General features: G+C 60.8%; 8 protein-coding genes. 7 read left to right on the top strand and 1 reads right to left on the bottom strand.

Annotation, left to right across the window (positions count from 1 at the left end; translation table 11 throughout):
* Positions 1–456, bottom strand: coding sequence for a hypothetical protein (locus B5X69_RS10590; protein WP_079638669.1), 456 nt, complete (start codon positions 454–456; stop codon positions 1–3).
* A gap of 72 nt (positions 457–528) precedes the next feature.
* On the opposite strand from B5X69_RS10590, the gene B5X69_RS10585 reads away from it, so the two are divergent.
* The 7 genes from B5X69_RS10585 (at position 529) to B5X69_RS10555 (ending at position 16,630) form a co-directional block, all read left to right on the top strand.
* Positions 529–5,259, top strand: a complete 4,731-nt coding sequence (locus B5X69_RS10585; protein WP_079638668.1) for a phage tail tape measure protein — start codon at positions 529–531, stop codon at positions 5,257–5,259.
* Positions 5,260–5,311: 52 nt separating this feature from the next.
* Positions 5,312–5,809, top strand: a complete 498-nt coding sequence (locus tag B5X69_RS10580; protein WP_079638667.1) for a phage minor tail protein L — start codon at positions 5,312–5,314, stop codon at positions 5,807–5,809.
* Entirely contained in the window at positions 5,806–6,261 is a 456-nt protein-coding gene (locus tag B5X69_RS10575; RefSeq protein WP_079638666.1) for an NlpC/P60 family protein, read from the top strand. Before B5X69_RS10580 ends, B5X69_RS10575 begins: the two co-directional genes overlap by 4 nt.
* The gene (locus B5X69_RS10570) at positions 6,245–6,580 is read left to right on the top strand and encodes a Mov34/MPN/PAD-1 family protein (RefSeq protein ID WP_176141567.1); all 336 of its coding nucleotides are present in this window, start codon (positions 6,245–6,247) and stop codon (positions 6,578–6,580) included. The genes B5X69_RS10575 and B5X69_RS10570 overlap by 17 nt, the downstream gene beginning before the upstream one ends.
* A 65-nt stretch (positions 6,581–6,645) precedes the next feature.
* On the top strand, positions 6,646–7,143 hold the full coding sequence (locus B5X69_RS10565) for a tail assembly protein (RefSeq protein WP_139375743.1): 498 nt from the start codon (positions 6,646–6,648) through the stop codon (positions 7,141–7,143).
* A complete protein-coding gene (locus B5X69_RS10560) occupies positions 7,143–8,306 on the top strand; it encodes a helix-turn-helix domain-containing protein (RefSeq protein ID WP_079638663.1) in 1,164 nt (387 codons plus the stop codon). Before B5X69_RS10565 ends, B5X69_RS10560 begins: the two co-directional genes overlap by 1 nt.
* A gap of 50 nt (positions 8,307–8,356) precedes the next feature.
* On the top strand, positions 8,357–16,630 hold the full coding sequence (locus B5X69_RS10555; protein ID WP_079638662.1) for a phage tail protein: 8,274 nt from the start codon (positions 8,357–8,359) through the stop codon (positions 16,628–16,630).

Here is a 16,630-nt window from a genome sequence, read left to right as displayed (position 1 = left end):
CTAAAGCCGACTACAGTCGATGTCGTTTTCGGCACACCAGGCGTGCTTCCGAAGAGACCGAATATCCTCAGCCCGCTGTTCCTCCCGAATTCGCCGTGCCTGTCGCTCCTCCGGGGTGAGGGGAGAAAACGACTTCAGGCACGTCTCGCGGAGAAATCCCGGGACGCGCCCTACCGGGATGCTTGTCCTTGTCGCGTAGGACTCAATGTCAGATTGCGTGGGGCGCAATAGGTTGCAGTCACCGCCGGGGGTCTCACCGACGGCTATGAGCTTCGCGTCGATGTCGGGGATATCCGGGTTCCGGGATTTCACCTTGGCGATCGCTGCGACGTAAGCTTCTTGCGCCCGAGCCTGGGGGGCACCTGTTGCGCTCTCGTACGCAATCAGCAGGCCGATACCCAAAGCGATGATCGCCAGTGCCCCCCAGGCGCCTTTCGAAATAGCGTTGATCTCCATAGCTCCAGATTCTCCCATACCTAATTCCCCCCGTCAACTTGTCTCTCCTCCCCATAAGGGCATCGGAGGAGAATGGCCGACCCCACGAACACGCAAACGGTTGACGTCGAACTGCTCGCACAAGGGGCAGACGTTTCGAAGGCGATGGATCTTATCCAGGCCAAGATCGAGAAGGCGCTGGCGGCGGTCAACCAGATCTCGTCTTCGGCGGATTCCGGTGTCAAGAACTTTGACCGAAAGCTCAACCAGAGCGTAAAGAGCCTGCAACAGGCGATGTCTCAGCTGTCGACGCTGGAGAAATCGATGTACGCGGGCGCCGGGGGTGTCCGCCAGCTCACGCAGGCTCAGCAGTTTGGTAAGAGCACCGAGGCCGCGGCGCGTTTTGCTGGCACAGTCAGGAGCGCAGGTAACGCAGTCGAGGCGGTCGGCGCTCGCATTAATGATCTCACAAAGAAAATGGCCGGACTTGGCCAGCAGGACTTCCTTCCGAAGCGCAAGCTCCTGCGGGCGCAAGACGATCTGCGTGCGATTGATCGTGAGCTCCGTTCAGTCGATCGCTCTCTGACCAATTTGAACACCAAGGCTCGCCAGAACGGCGGCGACTTCGCGGCTCAGCAGCGGCAGGTCGCCGAGGCGCAGGCGGCACTGTTCCGTTCTCTGCGGGATGGCCGGCGCACCAATTTCACGACCGAACTGAACCAGCTCCGTGACGCGATGGCCCGCTACGGCGCTGACGTGCGTCGTGTCGACGCTGACCTTCGTCGACAGGGGCAGGCTTACGACCAGTTGATTTCGAAGGCCCGTCAGTACACCAACGAGACGCGATTCCAGCAAGAAGGACGGCTCCGGCGCGAAGCGGGACGGTTGGCAATTCCCGACGGCGTCACCACCGCAGGGGCGGCGGAGAAGCTGGCCCAGGCGACCCTGCGTGCTGCCAACGCCAAGGAGCGTCTCAATGCCGCACTTGCCAGCAAGGCGGGTCAGGCCGAGCTCTCCAAGGCGGTTGCGGACTATGAGCGCTATAACCGCGAGCTTGTTGAAAGCATCGCTCTCCACAATAAACTTCAGGCCGAACTGAAACAAAGCGCCGCCGCGCAAGCGGCGGAGGCCGCTCAGGCTGCCCGAGCGGCGAAGAAGACCCAGCAGGCCCAAGCCCAGCGTGGCCCAGTCAGCACGATTCTATCGCCTGGCTACGGCGCGGCGGCCTTCGCTCGCACTTCGGTCTACGGCGCCGCGGCTATGGCCGCCTACGGGCTCTTCAACACTTTTCGAGATGGCGTGCGCTTCGTCTTCGAATTCGACGACGCCCTTGCCAACCTGCAGGCAGTGTCCGCCGCCACTGATGGTCAGATGACGCATCTGCGCGATACGATCCTCGATATCGGCACGAACTCGAAGTTCTCGACGCTAGAGATCACTGAAGCCGCCCAGCAGTTGGCGCAGGCGGGTTTCTCCACCAGTGAGATGGAAAAGTCGCTGAAGGCGGTGACCGAGCTTGCTGCAGCCTCGGGCGCCAGCATCAAAGAGAGCACCGATCTCATCACGGCCAGCATTGGCGGCTTCGGTCTCCAGTCCAGCGAGGCCGAGCGCGTTGCGGACGTGATGACTTCGGCTCTGAACCGCAGCCGACTGACCGTCCAGCAGGCAGGTCTCGCTGTGTCGTATCTCGGTGCGACTGCACACGACGTCGGCATCTCGCTCAACGACGTGCTGGCCTCGGTTGGCGCGCTCTCGCAGGCGGGTGTCCGTAGCGGCTCCACAGCTGGTACCGGCCTGCGCACCTTCCTGACCGATCTCCTCGATCCGTCGGAGAAACTGAAGAAGCAGCTTTCGGACCTCGGACTGACCTTGGGTGATGTCGACGTTCGCACGCGCGGCCTCCGCCCGGTCATGGAGACCCTGCGCAACGCCGGCTTCGGAGCCGCGCAGGCATATGGCAGCCTCGAAATCCGTGCGGCCGCGGCGTATCTGGTGCTCAGCCAGAACCTCGACGTGATGGATGACCTCAATTTGGCCATGCTACAGCAAGGCACGGCGGCCGAGGCGGCCGAGAAGTCGCTGGGTTCATTCAGCGCGCAGTGGCAGCGCTTCAAGAACATCATCGCTGACCGCGCTGATGACGGAAACAAGAAGATTGCGGACAGTTTCGCGGAAATTGTTAAGGGGATCAACGACTACCTCGAGCGTGCGGGCGAGACCAATGACAGGATCGCCCAAGAGGTGCAGGCGCGGCGTGACCTCGTTGCCTCCCTGAAAGAACAGGCTCTGGCCGCGCAGCAAGCGGGCGACGAGGATAAGGCCTATGCGCTTGCTCAGCGCGCGGCCTTTGAGGAGTCGGTGAACCGCTCTGCGGGCATTTATGCAGTTGCGCAGTCCCAAGAAGATCTCGAAACCAAGATTTCGAACACGAACGAGACGTTGGCGGCTAACAACGTCCGGCTAGGCGCCGTCGACGAAGCGATTGCTCGTCTGCTTGTCCAGCAAGACACGCTGACCGACAATAGCGCGGCTCTGAGCGCGGAGTTGCTTCAGCTCGGCCAGCGCTTCGATGGGCTGTCAGAAAAGCTCATGAGCAATGTTCAGAGCTTCCAGGGCGCGCTCAACGCACTACGGCAATATCGTGCCGAGGTTCTCGCGTTTCAGGGGCAGCAGCTGGGGATCCAGAAGAACCAGTTGGCTTCGCAGTATGACCTCCAGCGCAACCAGTATGTGTCGGCGGACCGCGGTCTGAACCGGATTAACGATCCCCAATTCCAGCGTCTCCGTAAGCAACTAACCTCTGCTATGGCAAACGGGTCATATGCTGACCGTTTCCGGGCTAACCAGGCGCTTTCAGACTATACCGAGTCCAAGCTGGACCCCCGCCACCGCGACTCTGCGCGGAGGTTTATCGGCGCGGCAGGTAAACTTGCGTCCACAACCCAGCAGTACGGGTCGGTAAAGCGTGACGCTGAGAAAGTGGACTACTTCCTCAGCAACTCGGGCCAATCGATCACGGAGAGTGGCTCGGTCATCTCAGCGGGACTCCAGCGAGCGAACGCCAACACGACCGGGCGCACAGACAGCGAACAGAAGCGCTATTACACTGACGTCGCACAGAAGACAGCAGCGGCAGCGGCACAAATCCGCAGGGACGCGGCGAACGCCCCCACAGAGGGCATGCGCCGTGGTATGCTCGAGCAGGCCACCTACCTCGACGGTCTGGCCGCGCAGGCCGAAGCAGCGACGAAGCCGTCTCTCAAGGAGTTGAAGGAAGGAGAGCGCGTCGCGAAGGCCTCGCAGCGCGCCGCCGCTCGTGAAGCGCGCCGGCGCCTGCGCGGTGACAAGTTCGTCTCGCAGGCGGCGCTCAAGACCGTCGACATGGATCTCAAGCAGGCGATCGAGGACAATTCCGAGCCCCTGAACCTCGACCAGTTCCTCGAGGGTGCGGCCGAGATCGACAAGCAACTCGAGCTTTGGATCGAGGAGCGCCAGAAGCTGATCGAGGCCGAGATCAAGGAGAAGGGCCTGACCGGTGAGGCGGCCGACACCTATCGGCGTGAGATCAGCGAGCAGATCCAGAACCGGAAGGAAGAGACGGAGCAAAAGCTCGCTGACGCGATTATCGCGATGGTCGAAAACAGCCTCGAGATCGCTGATCGGCTGGCTGAAGAGCACATGCGGCCATTTGAGTACGGCCTCGCCATGGCGGACGCTCGTATCCAGCGGCTCAATCGCACCGATATGGTCGGTCGTGTGCCGGACTATGTCCGGGAGAATGCCGAGTTCCGTAAGCAGCAGCTGGAAGAGAGTGCCGCCCGCGGGCGACTGACATCCTACGGCACGCAAATCGCGGCGCGAGAGCAGGCACTCCGGGATTATGAGATGGCGATTGCCTCCCGCAAATCGCCTTTGGAAGCGCTGGGATCAAGCGGCTCAGACGACGAGATTGTCGTGAGCGCCGAGACCAGGGCTGCCGTTGAGCGGTTCGCCGGGAAGAGCCTCAAGGAGCTTCAGGACGCTGCGTACGCGACGCAGCAAGAGCTGTTCCAACTGCGCACCGAGAGTGACGCGCTCAAGCTAAGCCTGGACGGCGCCTCAGAAATTCCTCTCACGATTGGCGAGGCATTCAATCAGGCCGCCGCGGCCTACGCGCGCGTGACCGGCCTGAACCGGACGATGAAAGAAAGCATCATCAATGACCTTGGTGGTGCCATCGAGCAGGTGCACGGGGCGTTCACGAACTTTTTCACGGATATGCTGACGAAGCCGGATCAGGTCCTTAATAATCTGCGGAACTTTGCGCTGTCCGTCATCCGCGTTCTTCAGGAAATGGCGGCCAAGGCGCTAGCCAACGAGATTTTCGGTATGCTGCTGAAGGTCGGGGCTTCGCTCCTTGGCGGGTCAGCGCCGTCCGGAGGCGGTAGTGGCGGGAACGCGACATTTGGCGGCCACGCGCCGTTCTTCAACGGGGGTCTGGTCGGTCGCGCCGAGGGTGGGCTCGTCACTGAGGGCGTGCCCAACCGCGACAGCGTGGCCACCAAGCTTGCTCGCGGCGAGTTCGTCACACGTAAAGCGGCGGTTGACAGCGTCGGGGTCGACTTCATGCGCGACCTCAACAAGCGGGGTGCTCAAGCTCTTCAGGGTATGGGTGTTAATGTTATTCCGCTTCGTCCCTCGCGCATGGAAACGAACGTGTGGGTTGTGGCACCAGAGGAGAAACCTCAGCTCGGTCCGAACGACGTGATCGCCGTCATGACTAATGAGATGCTGAAGGAAAGCGGTACGAAGAAGCTCATCAAGAGCATCGCTCAGGGAGGCTAATTCCCCCCCGCTTATCGTCGTCATTGCGCGACGGACCTAAGTCCTTCGTGCAATGACGACTATCCCATCCGAGCATATCGCCGATGCCCATCTGCTTCAGGCAGACGGAGAAGTCTATCTCTATGAGCTCAGCCCTTCAGAGGGCGTCGGCACAATCCGTATCAAGGCGGACAACTCTGTCACCTATCGAGGCAACCTCTATGAGGGGCTCCCCCTCAAATTCGAGGGCGAGAGCTATAGTTCCGATGGCACTGTGTCGCAGCCGACTCTCACCATCGGTGACGAGAACATTTCGCTGATCGCGATCAAACCGTTGCTCTTCGACGGTTCCATGGATGGAGGTGTCGTGATCCGGCACCGCATTCTCCTCGACGACCTCCTTAATAACCGCCTTATCCTCGAGACTCAGGAGTACCGGATCAAGCGCATCCCCGGGTACTCCCGCTCCCAGATTGGCTTCGTGCTCGCACGGCAAGCGGACGGGCTGAACTTCTCGCTGCCATTTAAGCAGTATTACTCTCCCGACTTCCCCTCGGTGTTCGTCCAATGACGGATTACGAGGGCATCCCCTTTCGTATGGGCAGCAATGACTGCCTCGGGCTCTTCCGTAAGTATTATGCTGAGGAATTTGGAATCAGCATCACGGATTACGCGCGCCCCAACGACTGGGAAAGCTCCACAATCGATCTCATTCGCGCCTGTTATGAGCGCGAGGGCTTCGAGATGATCACGTCCTGGAAGCCCAAGGACCTCCGCCCCGGCGACGTCCTCTGCATGGCGATTGGCGAGGGCAACGCAAATCACATGGCCATTTTCGTCGGTGAGGGAAAGATCCTTCACCACCCGGCCAACCGTCTCTCCGTGTGCGAGGAATACCGCGATTTCTGGCGGAACCTGACCTGCTACGTCCTTCGTCACCCTGACGTTCCCGACCTTCGCCCCACCTATCCGGATGTCACCATCGAAGAACTTCTGCGAGCCCGTTATGCAACCACTGATTGACCTTTATCTCGAGGGACACACTGTCGAGCGGTGCGGTTTTATCTTCCGCGACGGCTCCATCGTTGAAATCGACAATGTCCATTCCGAGCCCGAGCGCGGGTTCCGGATGGACCCGAAGCAAATTCTCGAACACGTCGACAACCCCGATCTCGTTGGCACTTGGCACACCCATCCCGGTGGAGACCCGAACCTCAGCCAGGAAGACTATGCTGGGTTTCTGAGCTGGCCACATCTCGAGCATCACATCGTAGGGGAGCTTCGCGGTACCCCCACGGTTGAATCCTTCGTGATCGACAATGGACTGGTCCTGAAGAAATGAGGCTCGTCTTCCACGGATCGCTTCGCGAATATTTCCCCGCGTCTGTCAATATGAACGCGCGCACAGTGGCGGATGCCCTCGAGGGTGTCGCGTCTCAGGTCACCAACCTTCCGCCTCATCTGACCGTAGAGGTCGTCGGATACGACACAGACGAGGCCCTGTTCGCCCCTTCGGATGTCGACGAGGTTCACATTGTCCCGTCGATGTACGGCGGGGGCGGCAAATTCTTCGGGATCATTCTCGGCGGCCTGATGATCGCTGCGGCCGTTGTCTTTGCACCGGCCGCGGGTGTGTTTGCGAGTGCCCTCACCAGCAGCCTGTTTGTTAGCGGTGCTCTTATGGTTGTTCAGGGCGTTGTCGGCCTGTTCATGAAGGCTCCGACGATATCCAAAGCAGAGGACCCGCCGGCATCGAAATACCTCGGGATCTCTCAGAACACGACCGCGCAGGGCACTCCGATCACGTTGGCTTGCGGCCGCATCAACCTGTCGGGTCACTGGCTCAGCCTTCAGTCTGATGCCGACAAGCTTTCCTTTGGCGTTTATCCGGCGACCCCCACATAATGGACATCTCCCCCGAACTCGCTCGCTTCGCGAGCCCCGCCCAAGCTCGTTACCTTGATGCAGTCCTGCGCTTCGGGAGTTGCCGTAAGGCTGCAAAGGAGCTGGGGGTCAACAAGGCCACCGTCTCTCGGTGCATCAAGGCGCTGCAGGACAAGGCGGCATCCAAGGGCTATTCACCGGAACACGATATGACCCATGTCGTACCCGATGGCTTCCGGGTGAAGGGGGTCTCGTCCTATTACAACCGAGACGGCGAGCTCACCGGCCAGTGGGTCAAATCGACGACCGACCATGAGCGTCGCGAAGAATTGCTCCGCGCCGCGGTCGAGGCGATGTCCGGGGAGGTCACCCCGCTGCCACCGATTCCGGCTCCGAGCTTCTACGACGAGCGCTTGCTCACGGTTCTGCCGCTAGGCGACCCTCATTTTGGCATGCGCGCGTGGGCTGCAGAAACCGGGACCAACTTCGATCTGGCCACAGCCGAGCGCCTGACGTTCGCCGCGGTTGACCGCATCTCCGCCCGCACGCCTTCGAGCCACACCGCGCTCCTGCTCAATCTCGGCGACTATTTCCACGCTGACAACGGGACCAACCGGACACCGCGCTCCGGTGCAGATCTCGATGTCGATGGCCGTTTTCAGGAGATCGCAAGGACGGGGGTCCGAGCTCTCATTAGGTGCATTGAGCGTCTTCTCGAGAAGCACCAGAAGGTGATCGTTCGCAACAACCCGGGCAATCACGACCCGCACCAGGCAGCGATGCTGTCGATTTGCCTTGCAGCGCGGTACCACGACAACCCCCGGGTGGTCATCGACGAGAGCCCGTCGAGCTTCTTCTATTTTCGCTTCGGCAAGACGCTCATAGGGTCCACTCACGGCGACGGCGCTAAGCTGACGGATCTACCCCTCATCATGGCCCGCGACGTCAAAGACGACTGGGCCGCCAGCGACTTCCGTGTCTGGCACTGTGGTCACTTCCATCACGATCAGGTCAAGGACATGGTCGGCTGCACGGTTGAGACACACCGAACCCTCGCGTCGACAGACGCATGGCATACCCATCACGGTTACCGCTCCGGTCGTGATCTCAAGGCTATCGTCTACGATCGCGAATATGGGGAAATTGCCCGCCTACGGTGCGGCGTTGAACAGCTAGGGGACTAATTCCCCCCGCCGCCTAACCACCAGCCTCAACCACCCTTAGTCACCCGAACATGACCGGGTTCTTTGGTGCAAAAGGTGGTGGTGGCGGCAGCTTCAAACAGCGGCCCGACACGCTGCGTTCGACAGATACTTTCGAGGGGCTGCTCGGTCTCTGCGCCGGCCCCATCAAGGGCCTGACTCGAGGTCTGAAATCCCTCAAGATCGACGGCACGCCGCTCGAGGACGAGAGCGGTAAGCTCAATTTCGAGAACTTCGTCGCGATCTTCGCGGACGGCAACCCTGCAAATTTCCCCCAGAAGGTCGATCTCCGGCTCGGCGCGGGTGGCTCTCCGGTCAACGTCAATCTCGCGCTGTCAAACACCAACGCCAGCGGCCCCGGCCCATGGGTGACGCGGACGGTTAACAATCTCGGCGCTGACTTCCTCGATCTGCGAATTGTTTGCAGCCAGCTCTATCGTCAGGACAAGAAGGGGATCTACGAGCACAGCGCAAACATTGAGATCCAGCTTAAGCCAATCGGCGCAACCAACTGGATCTCGCCCATGCTCGGGGTCCCGTCGCAAACTTACGAAGAGGCGGGCTCGACCATACCGATGGCGGGGGGACGGCTTCTTATCCCACGCATCGTGTTCGATGGCGGGGGGTATTATAAGCCGGAGACCAACAACGGCTACTTTAGGATCTACGGGAAGACCAGCAGCCCCGCGGTTCATGAGCTGCGCATCGTGGTCCCCAATGAGGGTGCCTATGAGAATGTAGGCTGGGACGTCCGGTGTCGGCTCATCGAGAAGGAGAGCGTCGAAGCCGATCCGAATTTCGAGAAGCGCATGCTGACTTGGGAGTCGGTGTCCGCAGGCTACAACACTAAGCTGGGGGTCACAGAGCCGTGGCGCGGGCTTTCATGGTTGCAGCTCTACGGTAAAGCGTCGGACCAGCTCACGGGCGTGCCCGCGGTCGAGGGCGAATATGACACGCTCATCGTGCCGGTGCCGCCCTCGGGAGTCTTCGATCCCGAGACGCGCGAATACACCGGCGAGATCTGGGACGGCAGCTGGGCGCAGGCTTTCACGACTGACCCGGCATGGAACATCAATGGGCTGATCTCGAACAGCACTCACGGTATGGCTTCCCTCTCTCCGGGGGCGCATCTCAATAAGTGGGACGCGCTTGAGGCCAGCAAATGGTTCTCGGAACTTGTGCCCGATGGCGCTGGAGGCACTGAGCCCCGATCGTCGCTGAACATCGCCATTAACGAGCCCCAGAAGGCGAGCGAGTTCGTGCCCTATCTCGCGGGCGCGGTCGGCGCGCTCGCCTGGGAGGAGAATGGCGGCGAGTGGAGGATGAAGGTCGATAAGCCGGAGGTGCCGGTCGACCTGTTTACGCTCGAGGCGATCAACGGAGAGTTCAGCTACTCACACACCGACGTCGACACCCGTTTCAACGACATCACGATGGTCTTCCGCAATAAGGAATTCGGCTATCGCGAGGATCGTGTGCGGGTTGTGGACTCCGCGCACATTGCGCGCTTTGGGCGCAAGCCTACGACGATTGTCGCGATCGGTTGCACCGGCCGTCAGGAAGCTCTCCGCCGCGCAATTATGCGGCTCCGGGTCGCCACAAGGGAAACCCGTGCGGTCAACTTTACCACCAACCGCCGGGGGCGGATGGTGCGCCCGCTATCTACGATTCTTATTGCCGATAACGATCTCGGTACTCTCCTCGATTCCGATGAAAACACGCGCGCAACCGGGCGCATCGTGTCCATTGCGTCGGACCGAATGAGCATTACCGTTCGCGACCCGCTGCGGCTCGAGCTCGGCGTCGCGTACTCAGTGTCATTCACGGTGCCAAATCCGGACTACGCGCCGGACGCCGACGTCGACCCGCAGGGCGAGAATGTTTCTCTGCCTACTGTCACGCAGACGGTGTCCATCACGAACGACGCGGCCCATCGCGGCAACGTCACCACCATCTACCTGTCGTCCGCTCTGCCGACAAGCGTGGCCCCAAACGCGAACATTGCGCTTTCGGCTGACGGGCTCCCTGCGCTGCCGAAACAGTACCGCGTCACGAATATGTCGATCGACGGGGAAATGGTGTCAATCTCGGCAATCGAGATCGACACCGGCAAGTGGGACGCTTCTGACTCAGGTGTGGCGGAGGAAGGATACGTCCCGCCCATCGACGTCGTAGTCCCTCCGGTCCTCAACGCGACCATCACGACGCAAGGCTTTGTCAGCGACTATAAGCAGAACCTGGCCTTGAATGTGAACTGGGATCGGCCCGGCGCTGCCATGCTGGCCGGTTACCGCACAGAGTATCGCGTCAACGGCGCCGAGTGGGTGCAAATCAGTGCGCTCACGAGCCTGACCTCTATCGAGATCATCAATCCCCAGTTCGGCAATTGGGAGTTCCGCATCACTGCGGTCGACCGGATGCGTCGAACCTCGGAGCCGGTGGTGGTCTCCAAAGTGATCGATGAGGCCCTGCAGCCGGGCTACTACGGTGATGGCACACCGGTCGACGACTTGAGGCCAGCCGAACCGGGGGCGACAGATGGCGCTACAGCGGGAGACAACCTCAAGGACTCTGAGGGCAACCCTCTCGGCGACGGCGATATTATCACTTCCGAGGGCATCTCGGCCGACACGTTCAAAGTCGGTGGGGTTCTGTCAGAAGACGTCCTCGGTGCGATCTCCACAGCGCAGACTGACATCGACAACTTAATCGCGACTTATGGCGATACCGCTAGCGCCGCTGCAAGTGCGGACGCGGCGGCGCTGGCAGCCGCGAACGCCCAGCAGGCCGAAGACGATGCTGTCGCGGCCCGGAATGCCGCGCAGACGGCGCAATCCGACGCGGCCGCGAACCAAGCCGCCGCTGAGAATGCCGCGACGGCCGCGCAGACCAGTTCGGTCACCGCAGCGGTCAAGGCGGCAACCAAGGGCATGACGCCGAACGCGGACTTCAGTGAGGGCGTGAGCGGCTGGTTCAACGCCTATACCGCGAACCTCTCGGACACATCGCCCACGCTTATGGCCGCCGCGACCAACTGGAATGGCGCGGCGAATGTCGCCCTCAACGCCAGCAACGCGCGACGCGATATGCGCGGCAGTCCCGCACAGGTGCAGGCTGGCCGCGAATATCGCCTGCGCTATCGATTCCGCATCACGGCTGCGAACAGCACTCTGATCGGTATCGCGACGAAGGACGCGGCGGGGGCTCATGTCGCCTTTACCCACTTGGTCAACGCGAACGCCGCCGCGCTCAATACGTGGATCGAGGGTGACATCCTCATCGACAATGCAACCGTGATCAACGGGGCGCCGCAGATGGTCCCCTATGCGCTGACCAATACCGGCGCGGCGGTGGCGACCGTCGCCTTCGACTATCTCTATGTCGAAGACGTCACCGAGAGCGAAAACGCTGCCACATCCGCTTCGGCTGCATCCACGTCTGCGTCCAATGCCGCAGCGAGCGCTTCGGACGCCGGGGACTTCGCCGCTTCCGCAAGCAGCTCTGCAAACACGGCCACCACGAAGGCGGGCGAGGCATCGACCAGCGCCGGACAAGCCGCGACCTCCGCTTCCGATGCGGAAGGCTTCAAGAATACGGCGTCGTCGCAGGCGACGCTTGCCGCTGCAGCCAAGGATGACGCTGAGACGGCAGCATCAGCAGCTGCATCGTCAGCTTCAGTCGCTACCACCAAGGCCGCTGAGGCGGGCAACTTCGCTACGTCCGCGAGCACGGCTGCAAACAACGCCTCGATCGCGAAGGACGATGCGGAGGACGCAGCGAACGCGGCAGCCAACTCGGCCACTGCCGCAGCTGCCTCACAGACCGCAGCTGGATCCAGCGCGTCAGCTGCAAGCGAGGCGGCGCTTACGGCTCAAATCAACGCGGCAACGCGGGGTCTCACGAAGAATGGCGATTTCAGTGCTGGGCTCAACGGCTGGTATAACTACGCCAGTTCATCTGATCTTGACCCTCCGCCTCTACAGACGACGCACGAAGAAACCTATGAAGGTGCCTCGGGCGTCTTGGTCTGCGCGTCGGACGTCCGGCGCAATCTCATGTCGGGTCGCTTCGAGATCGACCCCACGCGTAAATACCGACTACGCGGTCGCATATTTTCCTCGAACCACGGTGCCACTCACTATCTTGGCATTCAGTGCCGCGACGCTGATGACGTGTATCTGGGTGTTAAATACGCGACCGTAGCTCAGGCGCTCCCCGAAGGTTGGAGCGACTTCGTCTCGGACGTTATTACCGGGGCCACGGCGACGACAACGGTCTGGAGTGCGGGCGGCTTCCACGTCGGCACGAAGCGCGTGTCGATGATCATCTTCGCAAACTATAGTTACACTGTTGGCCAGATCCTCGCGTTCGACAACTTCTATCTTGAGGACGTCACCGAGAGCGAAAATGCTGCCGCTTCCGCTTCGGCTGCCTCGGTTTCGCAAGCCAGCGCAGCTGCCTCGGAGAGTGATGCTGAAGCGGCTGCGTCAGCTGCATCCGGTCACTCCAACACCGCGCAGACAGCGGCAGGCACGGCGACTACCAAGGCGAGCGAAGCGGCGACGAGCGCATCGAACGCGCTGGGTTCGGCGAATACGGCATCCTCCCAGGCAACGCTTGCCGCAAACAGTGCGGCAGCCGCTGAAACGACCGCTCGTCAGATCTTCCGGTCCGATTTCCAAAACGGTCCGGGTTATTGGGTCGCTGGCTATGCTCAAACCAAGGCTCAGCTCCCTACCTATTATGACGTTGATGTCGGTAACAGCGCGGTAACGATTGAGACTGTTACCGGGGTAGGTAAAGTCCTTCAGTGTTCGAACGCCTACGTCGTCATGTCGGAGCGCTCGACGCGGCCATTCATTGATGGCCAGAAAATTCGTGTCCGTATCAGAACAAGGCTTACCTCAGACCAGACCACGCAGCCGCACGGGCATTATCTTTGGGTGGCGATGCTCGATGCGAGCGGCGCTAGCACGGGTTACTCTGCTGTCGGGGTTTGGTCGGGTCTCACGGTCGCCGATGGTTGGGTCACGCGCGAGATCGAGTTTGAGCCGACCACGAAACGCACAGGAGCGAATGCGAACGCGACCGAATGGCGGCTGATGGTCGGGCTCAATGGTTACAATACGATTTCAGCGGCAGGCGCGGTCCAGCAGATCGAATACATCACCTGCGACGACGTAACTGAAAGCACCGCAGCGGCAGGCTCGGCAAGTGCGGCAGCATCGTCAGCTTCGGTTGCCACGACCAAGGCCACCGAGGCCGGGAACAGCGCTACAAGCGCCACGACAGCAAAGAATGAAGCGCAGGCCGCACAGGCTAACGCAGCTGCATCTGCATCCGCAGCAGCAGGTAGCGCAGCCGACGCTGATGCGGATGCAGCTGTCGCTTCGACGAACGCAACTCTTTCGGCTGACTATGCTGGTGCAGCGGAGACCGCTGCTCTTCAAACGCTGCCTTCGACCTTTGAGCAGGACGGCCTATTTTTCTGTGAAGGAACGGGAGCCGGTTGGCTCGGTGCACCATCCAGTCTCCCCTCTGCCTCGGGATCGGGGGTCTACTCCTTCCAGACAATCGCTGGGATTGGTCGCGTTGCAGTGGCCACTTCCACAGCCTCTGTTCAGGACATCGCGCAAAAGGGCGTCGTTGCCGTCCGTCCGGGGCGCAAATACCGGGTCAGTGCGACGCATCAGACGTCCTCTTCTACCCGACCGATGGCCGTCTATGCGATCGCTCTTAATGCGTCCTATGGTTATATCGGCGGCTCCGTCGTTACGGTTCCGGCGACCTCCACCACCACATGGCAGACCACGTCGACCGCCGTGATTGACGGCGATACGCTGATTGCGGCGGGCGTTGTGTATCTGCGCGCTATGGGCCGGTTCAATGCCGGCACCCCCAACGGTCGGTTCTCCCAGCTCAAGATTGAGGACGTCACCGAGAGCGTTGCTGCCGAGACCCAAGCCGGTATCGCGACCACTCAAGCTGCATCGGCTACGTCGTCGGCTGCTTCTGCAGCGGCCAACGAGACCCTTACCGCGTCGGCAAAGACCACGATGATCAACAGCCTATCGGATCTGATGCCGAAGGCGATGAACCCTGATCTTTTCGGTGGCAGTTTGGCTGGAGGGGTGACGAGCGCACAGTCCGCACTTGATCCTTCATGGGTCCCGGCAAGCCGTGCATATATCGACGTGCCGTCAGGCGGTTACACCGTCTCAATGCGAGCTGCCGTCCCCATTAAGGATGGAGACGTCATCCGTCTAACCGTTGATGTCGAGCAGATTACGTCGGCAACTGCCAAGACGTGCTCCTCGGTCTACCTTCGTGTCCTCGATGAAAATTTTGATTTGATAACAAGCATCGTGGTCAACCCTAGCCGCATCAATCTTGCGACGGGTGAACGAGGAGCGATGTCTGTCACAATCGGCCGCAATAACGCGAATGCGGATTATAATCTTACCACTACCGGGGCGAAGTATATTCGTCCAAACCTCCTGATGAACCGCACAGAGAACGGGACGGCGCAGAATCCCGGCTCAGTTGCGCGGCTCCACGCCTTCTATGGCGAAGATGTTAAGGCGCTGTCCGAAGCGACGTCGCAGGCAGGCATTGCCACTTCGCAGGCTGCTGTAGCTACAGCTCAAGCGGCTGCGGCTCAGCAGAGCGCCGTCTTGTCGGCGAGCATTGGGCAAGGCTTCCTCAATAAGAACCCCGGCTTTGACGACTATCCAAGCGCGACGGTCGGGCAGCTTCCTACCAGTTGGACCAACTGGGTGGGCTCGGCCAACATGTATAGAGTCAACGATAACGTCGGCGGCTACTCTCTGCGAATGCCCGGCACGCCGGGGGCCAACACGGGGCTGGTCTTCTCGGGCCACTCGACGACGAACCTCGTCAATCCGGGCGACTACTTTGTCATTGAGGCGGAAATCACCCTGAACAGCGGAACCTTGGCTGGTGCCGCTGCCTACATGGCCATCTCCAACAGCGCGGGATCGGCGGTCCAGTCTGACCTGCGGTGCATCTTCGCGACCGACCCCGGTAATAACACGGGCGCACCGATCGGGAGCGGCGAGGTCGGCAAAACATACAAGTTCGCCAAGCTCGTCAAGGTAACTGCCGCGACGGCCCACGGCTATTTTCTATACGCCATGGCCCATTGGTCTACGGCTGGATCCACTGCCAACGCCAACGACATCACTTGGCACAAGTGTGGAGTTCGGCCCGCCACGCCTGCCGAGATCCGTGACCAGACCGTGCTCGCTCCGATGGAAGCGACCGTCTCGACGCAAGCCTCGACGCTGGCGACGCACACGACGCAGCTCGCGAGCCTCGACACCACCGTCTCAGCGCAGGGCGCGACGATCAGCACCCAGCAGACCGCGCTCAACGGTCTCGCGACCCGCTACAGCGTCACGCTCAGCGTGAACAACCACATCACTGGTTTCAGCCAGAACAATGATGGGACTAGCGGCGATTTCATCGTGCAGGCCGACAAGTTCCTGGTCGCGATGCCGGGTGTCACCCCGCGCGTGGTCTTCGGCGTCAGCGCTGCCGGTGCACTCGTTAACGGCGACCTCTATGTCAATAACGGCAAGATCATCGCCGACACCGGCACCTACATGAAGGTGATCGGCAAGGGCTTCGGCACGAGCAACCAGTTCATCGAATGGTTCGGCCCCAAGATGGCACTCAACCTCTGCTCCGAGGCGAACGCCATCACCTATACCAAGACTAACGGCGATTCCTACTTCGGTGGCACACTACATGCCGGCACGCTCAAGAACGACGGTAGCACTTCGGGCCTCGGGACTACCGAAGTCGCAACCTGCGGCCCCTTCGGCACCAACGGCAATCCCATCGTGGTGGCTGTGAGCTGGACCTACCAAAAGACCGAGGTGAAGAATTATACGGCCGATATCTCTGGCCGTAATGCTTTCGATGCTGACGCCGCCTCCTACAACGCATCAGATACGGGCGGAAATAACTGGTCTGGAACCAAGGCGCTAACCGTCGCGAGCAGCACAGTCACTCTCGCCCGTAAGATCGGAGGTGGGTCATTCTCCGATGTCCAAAGCGCCTCAACGACGAGCGGGATCGGCACATTTACAGGCGTTCGCCCTGTGGTTGGATCTTCAGTGGGAACGGCCACGCTCGTCAGGTCCTACACCATCAACTTTACCTACACCGACAATGCCGGAGGCACGGGAGATCGCACCTTCACTGCCACCTTGGCCCGAGGCTTCACCGATACCTTGGGGTCGTCAACCCAGCGTGTCTCAATTGTCACCACAGAGGAGTAA

It is taken from the genome of Sphingopyxis flava (genome assembly GCF_900168005.1).
In the GTDB taxonomy this organism is placed as follows: Bacteria; Pseudomonadota; Alphaproteobacteria; order Sphingomonadales; family Sphingomonadaceae; genus Sphingopyxis; species Sphingopyxis flava.
This window is presented reverse-complemented; position numbering and strand designations above follow the sequence as displayed.

Excerpts from the sequence above, each read along its gene's own strand:
- B5X69_RS10555 (WP_079638662.1), top strand. The coding sequence starts at position 8,357 with ATGACCGGGTTCTTTGGTGCAAAAGGTGGTGGTGGCGGCAGCTTCAAA.
- B5X69_RS10570 (WP_176141567.1), top strand. The coding sequence starts at position 6,245 with ATGCAACCACTGATTGACCTTTATCTCGAGGGACACACTGTCGAGCGG.
- B5X69_RS10580 (WP_079638667.1), top strand. The coding sequence starts at position 5,312 with ATGACGACTATCCCATCCGAGCATATCGCCGATGCCCATCTGCTTCAG.
- B5X69_RS10590 (WP_079638669.1), bottom strand. The coding sequence starts at position 456 with ATGGAGATCAACGCTATTTCGAAAGGCGCCTGGGGGGCACTGGCGATC.
- B5X69_RS10575 (WP_079638666.1), top strand. The coding sequence starts at position 5,806 with ATGACGGATTACGAGGGCATCCCCTTTCGTATGGGCAGCAATGACTGC.
- B5X69_RS10560 (WP_079638663.1), top strand. The coding sequence starts at position 7,143 with ATGGACATCTCCCCCGAACTCGCTCGCTTCGCGAGCCCCGCCCAAGCT.
- B5X69_RS10585 (WP_079638668.1), top strand. The coding sequence starts at position 529 with ATGGCCGACCCCACGAACACGCAAACGGTTGACGTCGAACTGCTCGCA.